This window comes from Parvibaculum sp. (assembly GCF_049672805.1).
Classification (GTDB): Bacteria; Pseudomonadota; Alphaproteobacteria; order Parvibaculales; family Parvibaculaceae; genus Parvibaculum.
Genome location: NZ_JBATWS010000063.1, coordinates 1 through 6,043, shown reverse-complemented (window position 1 = coordinate 6,043; position 6,043 = coordinate 1). Strand labels below are relative to the sequence as shown.

General features: G+C 60.0%; 8 protein-coding genes and 1 pseudogene. 7 read left to right on the top strand and 2 right to left on the bottom strand.

Annotated elements, in window-relative coordinates; translation table 11 throughout:
- The 6 genes from WBF74_RS02000 to WBF74_RS01975 form a co-directional block, all read left to right on the top strand.
- Window positions 1-429: nucleoside monophosphate kinase (locus WBF74_RS02000; protein ID WP_424434382.1), on the top strand; the 429-nt coding region annotated here is incomplete at its 5' end.
- Window positions 430-625: 196 nt separating this feature from the next.
- Window positions 626-994 (top strand): 30S ribosomal protein S13, encoded by a 369-nt coding sequence (rpsM, locus tag WBF74_RS01995; RefSeq protein ID WP_424434379.1) that lies wholly within the window; start codon window positions 626-628, stop codon window positions 992-994.
- 74 nt (window positions 995-1,068) lie between these two features.
- Window positions 1,069-1,458: a 30S ribosomal protein S11 gene (gene rpsK, locus WBF74_RS01990; RefSeq protein WP_424434376.1), complete on the top strand. Its 390-nt coding sequence runs from the start codon at window positions 1,069-1,071 to the stop codon at window positions 1,456-1,458.
- Between the two features lie 120 nt (window positions 1,459-1,578).
- On the top strand, window positions 1,579-2,631 hold the full coding sequence (locus WBF74_RS01985; protein ID WP_424434385.1) for a DNA-directed RNA polymerase subunit alpha: 1,053 nt from the start codon (window positions 1,579-1,581) through the stop codon (window positions 2,629-2,631).
- Between the two features lie 60 nt (window positions 2,632-2,691).
- Window positions 2,692-3,108 (top strand): 50S ribosomal protein L17, encoded by a 417-nt coding sequence (gene rplQ / locus WBF74_RS01980; protein WP_424434373.1) that lies wholly within the window; start codon window positions 2,692-2,694, stop codon window positions 3,106-3,108.
- A gap of 196 nt (window positions 3,109-3,304) precedes the next feature.
- A complete protein-coding gene (locus WBF74_RS01975) occupies window positions 3,305-4,765 on the top strand; it encodes a DegQ family serine endoprotease (protein ID WP_424434370.1) in 1,461 nt (486 codons plus the stop codon).
- Between the two features lie 70 nt (window positions 4,766-4,835).
- Here the strand turns inward: WBF74_RS01975 and bfr are convergent, their stop codons facing one another.
- The gene (gene bfr, locus WBF74_RS01970; protein ID WP_424434367.1) at window positions 4,836-5,318 is read right to left on the bottom strand and encodes a bacterioferritin; all 483 of its coding nucleotides are present in this window, start codon (window positions 5,316-5,318) and stop codon (window positions 4,836-4,838) included.
- Between the two features lie 130 nt (window positions 5,319-5,448).
- Window positions 5,449-5,658: a (2Fe-2S)-binding protein gene (locus tag WBF74_RS01965; protein ID WP_424434364.1), complete on the bottom strand. Its 210-nt coding sequence runs from the start codon at window positions 5,656-5,658 to the stop codon at window positions 5,449-5,451.
- A 187-nt stretch (window positions 5,659-5,845) separates the two neighbouring features.
- Here WBF74_RS01965 and WBF74_RS01960 point away from each other — a divergent pair.
- Window positions 5,846-6,043 (top strand): annotated as a pseudogene (locus WBF74_RS01960) (replication-associated recombination protein A); the annotation flags it as partial.

Sequence of the window (6,043 nt, the reverse complement as noted above, 5' to 3'; positions counted from 1 at the left end):
GCCGAAGCCATCATGGCGCGTGGCGAACTGGTGCCGGATGATGTCGTGGTCGGCATCATTGCAGAGCGCATCGCGCAGCCGGATGCCTCGAAGGGCTACATTCTCGACGGCTTTCCCCGGAACGTCTCTCAGGCTGAAGCCCTGGACGAGATGCTGAAGGGGAAGGGCACGGAGCTTGATGCGGTGATCGAACTCGTTGTCGATGACAGCATCCTGCTCAGCAGGATTGAAGGGCGCGCGGCAGAAACCGCAGGCGGCGCCCGGGCAGACGACAATGCCGAGGCGCTGGCGAAGCGTCTCAAGGTCTATCACGAGCAGACGGCACCCCTTTCGGAATATTACCGGGGCAAGGGCAAGCTGAAGGCCGTGGACGGCATGAAGGATATGGATGAGGTAACCCGCCAGATCGAGGCGGCCCTCGGAGTTTAGACAGGGAAAGGGTTTTAGCTTAGCCGGTTGACTGGGTAGTAGTAAATTCTATAATCCCGGCCTTCGCGGCGGTACTTTCAGAGAACAACCCGGCTATAGGCCGAAAAACGGCGGATTTCCGCCATTTTCGGATGGTTTCGGTCAGGGTGTTGCTCAAAGTGCCGGGTAAGCGATTCCCGAAGTTTAGGAGAGACACGTGGCTCGTATCGCTGGCGTCAATATCCCGACCAACAAGCGGGTGGTCATCGGCCTGACCTATATTCATGGCATTGGCAGTGCCAAGGCCAAGGAAATCTGCGCTGCGGTTGGCATTCCGGCCGAGCGTCGCGTGAATGAACTGACGGATGCCGAGGTTATCCAGATCCGTGAGACGATCGACCGCGATTACGTCGTGGAAGGTGACCTGCGTCGTGAAGTCGCAATGAACATCAAGCGGTTGATGGATCTCGGCTGCTATCGCGGCCTGCGTCACCGCAGGGGCCTGCCGGTTCGCGGCCAACGCACCCACACCAATGCCCGCACCCGCAAGGGCCCGGCAAAGGCGATTGCCGGCAAGAAGAAGTAACAGGGCCCCGGCTCTTTATTATCCGGGGCGCGCGGGCATCGCGCTTCCCCTTGTGACACGAAGGTTCAGGACGGATGGCGAAGGAAAAGGTTCGCATTAAGCGGAAAGAACGGAAGAATATCTCGTCGGGCGTTGCCCACGTGAATTCCACGTTCAACAACACGATGATCACGATCACGGATGCCCAGGGCAACGCGATCTCGTGGTCCTCGGCTGGCATGATGGGCTTCAAGGGCAGCCGCAAATCGACGCCCTTCGCGGCGCAGATGGCTGCGGAAGATGCCGGCAAGAAGGCTATGGAACATGGCATGCGCACCCTCGAAGTCGAGGTTTGCGGTCCGGGTTCGGGTCGTGAGTCCGCGCTGCGCGCGTTCCAGTCGATCGGCTTCACGGTTACGACGATCCGCGATGTGACGCCGATCCCGCACAACGGCTGCCGCCCGCCCAAACGGCGCCGCGTCTGAGGTGACCCGTATCTGACCGGCAGGCTTTCGGGCATGCCGGTCACGTCTGTTCGCACGATTGAATGGTGGAGCGGACGTTAAAGAGATCAGGTGGCGGATATCTCCCGCCCGGTGCGCTTTATGAGCGCGCCGCAAACGACGGCACGAGGTTTCAAAGTGATCCAGAAAAACTGGGAAGAGCTTATCAAACCGAACAAGCTCGAGATCCATTCCGGCCATGACGCGCAGCGCTTTGCGACGGTTGTTGCAGAGCCGCTTGAGCGTGGCTTTGGTCTGACGCTCGGCAACGCGCTGCGTCGCGTTCTGATGTCGTCTCTGCAGGGTGCGGCTGTGACCGCCGTGCAGATCGATGGCGTGCTGCATGAGTTCTCGTCGATTGCCGGCGTGCGCGAGGATGTGACCGACATCATCCTCAACATCAAGCAGCTTGCGCTGCGCCTTCATGCCGAAGGCCCGAAGCGCATGACGTTGTCGAAGAAGGGCCCGGGCGTTGTCACCGCTGGTGACATTTCGGCGGGCGCGGATATTGAAGTGCTCAACCCGGACCTCGTGCTCTGCACGCTGGACGAGGGCGCTGAAATCCGCATGGAATTCACCGTTGCGCTCGGCAAGGGCTACGTCTCCTCGGACCGGAACCGTCCGGAAGATGCGCCGATCGGCCTTATCCCGGTGGATAGCCTCTACAGCCCTGTGAAGCGCGTTTCCTACAAGGTTGAGAACACCCGCGAGGGCCAGGTTCTCGACTATGACAAGCTGACGCTGCAGGTCGAGACCAATGGCGCCGTGACGCCGGAAGATGCGGTTGCCTATGCTGCGCGCATCCTTCAGGACCAGCTCCAGACCTTCGTGAACTTCGAAGAGCCTGAGCAGAAGCAGGTTGAGGAAAGCCGCCCGGAGCTCGAGTTCAATGCGGCGCTGCTCAAGAAGGTGGACGAGCTGGAGCTTTCCGTCCGTTCCGCCAACTGCCTCAAGAACGACAATATCGTTTATATCGGCGACCTCATTCAGAAGACGGAGAGCGAAATGCTCCGTACTCCGAACTTCGGTCGCAAGTCGCTGAACGAGATCAAGGAAGTGCTCGCACAGATGGGCCTTCATCTGGGTATGGAAGTCCCGAACTGGCCGCCGGAGAATATCGAAGAGCTGGCGAAGCGGTACGAAGACCAGTACTGAAGCATTTGAGTAAACAACGCCGCGTCCTGAAGACGCCGCTTCTAATGAGGAGAAGGGCCCATGCGCCACGGAAAAGCCGGTCGCAAGCTCAATCGCACCGCAAGCCATCGCAAGGCCATGCTCGCCAATATGGCGGTCGCGCTCATCAAGCATGAGCAGATCGTGACCACACTGCCCAAGGCGAAAGAGCTTCGTCCCTATGTGGAAAAGCTCGTCACGCTCGGCAAGCGGGGTGATCTTCACGCTCGCCGTCAGGCCTATGCCGCTCTGCCGGAAAAGGCTTGGGCTGCAAAGCTGTTCGACGTGCTCGGCCCGCGCTATCAGGAACGCCCGGGCGGTTACACCCGCGTGCTGAAGGCGGGCTTCCGCCACGGTGACAGCGCGCCGATGGCCGTGATCGAATTCGTTGATCGCGACGAGAGCGCGAAGGGCCAGGATTCCGGCCCCGTCTTTACGGACGAGGGCGACGAGGACTGATCGCGCAAGCGCATCGTCTCAATGTTCAGGGCGGCATCTTCGGGTGCCGCCCTTTTCTTTTCCGGAAACTCTCATGACAAACTCGTAAGCCTATTGGGTCTTGTCAGGGGAGGGGAGGCTCACCAAACTTCAGCATGCGGCTGGTTTGTTCGGGGCTTTGAGGTCATGCCCGTCCTTCATCGAGGGGACGCGCAGTATGGTGGTGGAAATGCTTTCGGATTCTTCCTGGGCGGGGGCGCTGGGTATGGCGCTTGCCGCGATTTTCCTCTCGGCAGTCATCTTCCTTTTCCCGTGGAGCGCCCATGCGCAGGCCGATCGGCAGGTTCCGACCAGCAGGCAGCAGGTAGAACTTTCCTATGCACCCGTTGTGAAGCGCGTCGCGCCTGCCGTGGTGAATGTCTATACGAAGCGTGTCGTGCAGGAGCAGGCGCGCTCGCCCTTCATGAACGACCCGTTCTTTCAGCAGTTTTTTGGCAACCGGTTCAGCTTCGGTGTGCCGCGCGAGCGTGTGCAGCAGTCGCTTGGTTCCGGCGTGATTGTCGATCCCTCGGGCCTCGTCGTCACCAACCATCATGTCGTGCGGGACGGCCAGCAGTTCACGGTCGCGCTTTCCGACAGGCGGGAGTTTGAAGCGGATCTCGTACTTGCCGATGAGCGCACCGACCTTGCCATTTTGCGCATCGATACGGGCCGCGAGAAGCTGCCCTATCTGACCTTCAAGGATTCCGACACGGTAGAAGTGGGCGACCTGGTGCTTGCCATCGGCAACCCGTTCGGCGTCGGCCAGACGGTTACATCCGGCATTGTCTCGGCGCTTGCCCGCACGCATGTCGGCGTGTCCGACTACCAGTTTTTCATTCAGACGGATGCCGCGATCAATCCCGGCAATTCGGGTGGTGCGCTGGTGACGATGGATGGTCGTCTCATCGGCATCAACAGCGCCATCTATTCGCAGACGGGTGGCAGCATCGGCATTGGCTTTGCCATTCCTTCCAACATGGTGCAGAGCGTCGTTGCTTCGGCGCGCGACGGCGGCCATGTGAAGCGCCCGTGGTTTGGTGCGGCGCTGCAGGCGGTTGATGCCGACCTTGCGCAGTCGCTCGGGCTTGATCGGCCGGGAGGCAGCGTGATCCGCGACCTCTATCCCGGAAGCCCTGCGGACCGGGCAGGGCTGAAGGTGGGAGATGTCATCCGCGCGGTTGACGGGTTTGATGTGGAAGACCCGCAGGCCGTCCGCTATCGCTTTGCGACCAAGGGATTGGGCGGGCAGGCCAGGATCACCTATCTGCGCGACGGGAAGGCGCGCGAAACCTCGGTCGCGCTCATTGCGCCGCCCGAAGACCCGCCCGCCGAAGAGACGACCATCGGTGGCCGCAACCCCTTTGCCGGGGCGAGCGTCGCAAATCTCTCGCCTGCCATCGCCGACAAGCTCGGCCTCGATATTCTGAGCGAGCGCGGAGTCGTCGTCACCCAGATCGAACCTCGCTCCGCCGCAAGCCAGATACAGTTTCAGCGCGGCGACATCATCGTCGAGGTTGAGGGTCAGAAGGTTGAACGGGTGCGCGATCTGATAAGGGTCACTTCCGGCACAAGGCCGCAATGGCGCTTTTCTGTGAAGCGGGGCGACCGCGTTTTCTCGGCAACCGTGGGCGGCTAGCGAGCCTCAAAATGACAATGGCCCGGTCGAAGCCGGGCCATGAATGCTTTGCGTGAAGGCGGGGAGGGGATCAGGAGCTTTCCTGCTCGCCCATCTGCGACTGGAGATAATTTTCCAGACCGACCGTCTTCACCAGCGCAAGCTGGGTTTCGAGGAAGTCGATATGCTCTTCCTCGTCTTCCAGAATGTCCTCGAAGAGTTCGCGGCTGACGTAATCCCGGGCTTCTTCGCAATAGGCGACCGCCTCCTTGTAGAAGGCGTGGCCCGCATATTCGAGCTTCAGGTCACATTCGAGGCATTCCACCGGCGTTTCACCTATTAGCAGCTTGTCCAGATCCTGCAGATTGGGCAGGCCTTCAAGGAAGAGCACGCGCTCGATCAGCTTGTCGGCATGTTTCATCTCGTCGATCGACTCGTGATACTCGACATCCGCCAGCTTCTTCAGCCCCCAGTTCTTGAACATCCGGGCATGGAGGAAATACTGGTTGATGGCCGTTAGCTCCATCCTCAGGGCCTTGTTCAGATATTCGATAACCTTGGGATCGCCGCGCATGATTGACCTCTTTCCACCGATTCTTGTGGAGAGAGTAGGCCCTGGATCGTGAAAGATCAAATCCCGATCCTGAAAAACCTAATAAAATCAATTAGTTGATAATGATTTTGAGAGTATTTCTCGAAAGCGCTCAGTCAGCAGCGGTAGCGAGCGCGGCTGCAACAGCGTTCTGGTTGCGGGTTTCGTCGATCATGTCGGCGATAGAGGGCAGGCAGCGACCGCATTGGGGCTTCGTGCCCATGGCGCGGTGCGCGGCAAGCGGCGTGTTGATATGGGGGCCCTGCGCCAGTGCCTCGCGAACCGAGCGGCAATTCTTGGCATTACATACGCAAACGATCATCTGACGCCTGTATCTGCTGGACAATCCGCCCATTCCGCCTGTCCCGACGGTGTGAGCAGAACATGCCATAAGTTGCAAATGGTTTGCAATAGCTTTGTTACTGACAATCGCTTGCAATAATGTCGCATGGCCCCCACTTCGTGCCGGATTGCTGATGGGCGCGCGGAAAACATGCTAAACAGCCGCAATGAGCAGTCTTTTCGAAGCAGCAGGAATGGATGAGGGGGCGCCACGCCCGCTGGCAGACCGGCTGCGGCCGGTAAAGCTGGAAGATGTGGTGGGGCAGGATCATTTGCTCGGCCCCGGCGCTCCGCTCGGGCGCATGATAGCGGCCGGGCACCTCTCGTCGATCATCCTGTGGGGGCCGCCCGGCACCGGCAAGACG